Origin of the sequence: Nostoc cf. edaphicum LEGE 07299, from assembly GCF_015207245.1 — a bacterium.
Lineage (GTDB): Bacteria > Cyanobacteriota > Cyanobacteriia > Cyanobacteriales > Nostocaceae > Nostoc > Nostoc edaphicum_B.
The window spans coordinates 1-2,793 of record NZ_JADEXF010000912.1; the positions used below are offsets into that span (position 1 = coordinate 1).

At 37.0% G+C, this 2,793-nt stretch carries 1 protein-coding gene; it reads left to right on the top strand.

Annotation, left to right across the window (positions count from 1 at the left end):
* On the top strand, nt 1-2,793 hold a 2,793-nt coding region (locus tag IQ229_RS22505; protein ID WP_194047556.1), incomplete at both ends, for a hypothetical protein.

Consider the following 2,793-nt stretch of genomic DNA (forward strand, 5'->3'; position numbering starts at 1 on the left):
TCTGTGTACTTTGGGATGTTGGCTGATTTAGAGAAGAACTTGCCACCGTGTGACAGGTTTATCTTTAATTACGACGTAACAAAACCTGATTTATCGACGGTTGGTATTTTGGATGCGGTGCGCCGTAGCTATCATAGTCCAAATCAGCCGAATATCCATTTGATGATTCAACAATATGGTAAGGGTAAATCTCATTTTGCGATCGCTGTAGCCAATTTTTTCAAAAAACCCTTCCACAGTCAGGAAGTGCAAGGGATTTTGTCACAATTAGAAAAAGCGACATCTGCCAAAAATCAGTCTATTTCTGAAGGATTGAAGCTTTTCAAAGAAAAGCAACGCCACCAACATTTGGTTATCTGTCTTAGTGGAGATCAAGGCGGTGACATTAGGAAGCAATTTCTGCAACAACTCGTCAAAAATCTGGAAGAAGCAGGTATTCAGGATTCTTTGGCACAACATATATGCAGTGAACCCCTACGCTATTTGGAAAGTTTGAATCCAGAGAATAGGGTAAAAGCAGAAAAATATCTAGAAAGCATTGGTAATCCTGATGGTGATTTAAATTCGATCATTCGCTTACTCAGAGAAAATAACTCTGGTGTTATATCGACTGTTAAAAAACTTGCCTTTCAAATCACAGGATTTACTCTTGATTTTACTGCCGATATAAATATCCAAGCAATTCTAGAAGATTTATTAAAAAATTGTTGTACTGGTGATAATGCCCATTTTCAGGGGATTTTAATTTTATTTGATGAGCTAAATTACTATCTAAAATCTTGGGCAGCAGATGACATAGGTGCTGGGGGTACTGCACTGCAAAATATTACTAACATTTGCGAAAACTACAAAGGAAAAATTGCTCTACTAAGTTTCACTCAAATTCATCCTGGTAGGGCATTGGGGATTTCTGCAAATGCTATACCAGAGTACCAAAAGATAGCAACTCGCCTTGCACCAAAAGATGGCACTACCTACGATAATCCTACTTCTAGCTTAGAACTAGTAATAGAAAACTTATTGTTGCGAAAAAATAATTCTAGTTGGCAAACATTTCATTCTCAATGGCATAACACACTGAGAAGAGAAGCTGAAACCGCCTTCGAGGGAAGAATTAAAATTTATAAAAACAAAGGCTGGTCTTTCCAAGAGTTTTATACCCACTTGTCTGAGGGTTGTTTTCCCCTCTATCCTCTTACAGCATATCTGCTGTGCAACCTTGACTTTACCCAAGATCGAACTGCTATCCAATTTATAAAAGGCTATGTCAAAAATTTCATTGCAACTCAGCCTGTAGACAATGCTGGAAAACTTAATTACATTTATCCCATTGCTTTAGTAGATACCTTTATTGAAAATTTTTCTAACTATTCTGTTTATAACCACTACAAAAAAGCTGTAGAGTTGGTTGCAGGCGCTGATAATCCTGATGAATTAATTGTTATAAAAGCATTATTTTTATATGAAGCTAGTGGAGAAAACCTTACCAAGTCTGACCGGGAAGATCATCAAGAAATTTTGGTAGCTTTGACCGGTTTAACTAAATTGAAACTCCAGACAGCACTAGATAAACTAGAAAAGGAAAGAGACTTAATTTACCACCGACCAGAAATTAAGCTTTATCGATTCTGGGAAGGGATTAACCCTACAGGTGTTCAAGAAGAAATTGAAGAAAAAATCAAATATCAGACAACATCAATTAATGATGTTGTTGCCTACTGTGGGCAAATTAGTATTCTTAAACAATATCCGTCTCATGATAAAATTACTGCTACACAGTTTGTTAAAAATAACAAATTAGTCAGTGAAGACTGGCGGTTTGAATTCAAGATATATAGTATTCATGAATTCATTAGGGCGTTAGAGAATAATCGTACTCTCAGAGACACCAAAGAAAAGGGAATTTTAGCTTATGTGCTGGCAGAGACTCAAGAAGAGTTGCAAGCATTTCGGAATAATATATCTAATTATTTAGCTAAATCACCAATTAAAAATCGTATCGCAGTTGCTATTCCTATAGAAGAAACTGGAAATTTAGCCCGTGTAATTTTGAAGATAAAAGTTCTAGAGGAAACCGACGCTGCTGACAAAAGATTGTTTGGAACAGCTTATAAACAACTTCTTCAGCGTTGGCAAGAAGAAGTCAACACACGGTTAAAAAGGTTATTAAATGATTGCACTTTCCATTGCGTGGGACTGGAGAAAATTCCATCTGCGGAACAACGTAAGGCGCAACGGGTAATCAGTGTACTGTTACAAGATTTGTATCCTTTCGTCCCGCCTGTGGATGAAATCGATAAGATGCGTTCAGGACATCTCACAGGTAAAAAAATTGTCGGCTGGACTGCCAAACAAATCTTTATAGAAGATAATCTCAGTCAACAGACACTGCCAGACCGTTCTTATAGTACTGTTATTGACCAGATTTTTGTCCGGTTATGGGGTTTATTCAAAAAAACATCTGATAAATATATTATTCAAGAACCAACTAATGAAAAAATTCGCGCTGCTTGGGATAAAATTTCTGAAATAACTGATTTAGAAGGATTGCCACAAAAAGTTATTGACCTGGAAAAAATTTGGCAAGTACTTTCTGCGCCATCTTTTGGTTATAGCGAGTATAACTTTACCATGTTGCTAGCAGGATGGCTGGCAATCCACCGCAAAGAAGTATCTCTCAGGGGCTATATCGAACTTGGTTCCAAAAGGTTAAATGTGACGTTGAAAACACAATCCTTGAAAGAGTGGGGTAATACTGATATTCTCCAAAACCCCAACGCATTTGTTGAGGAC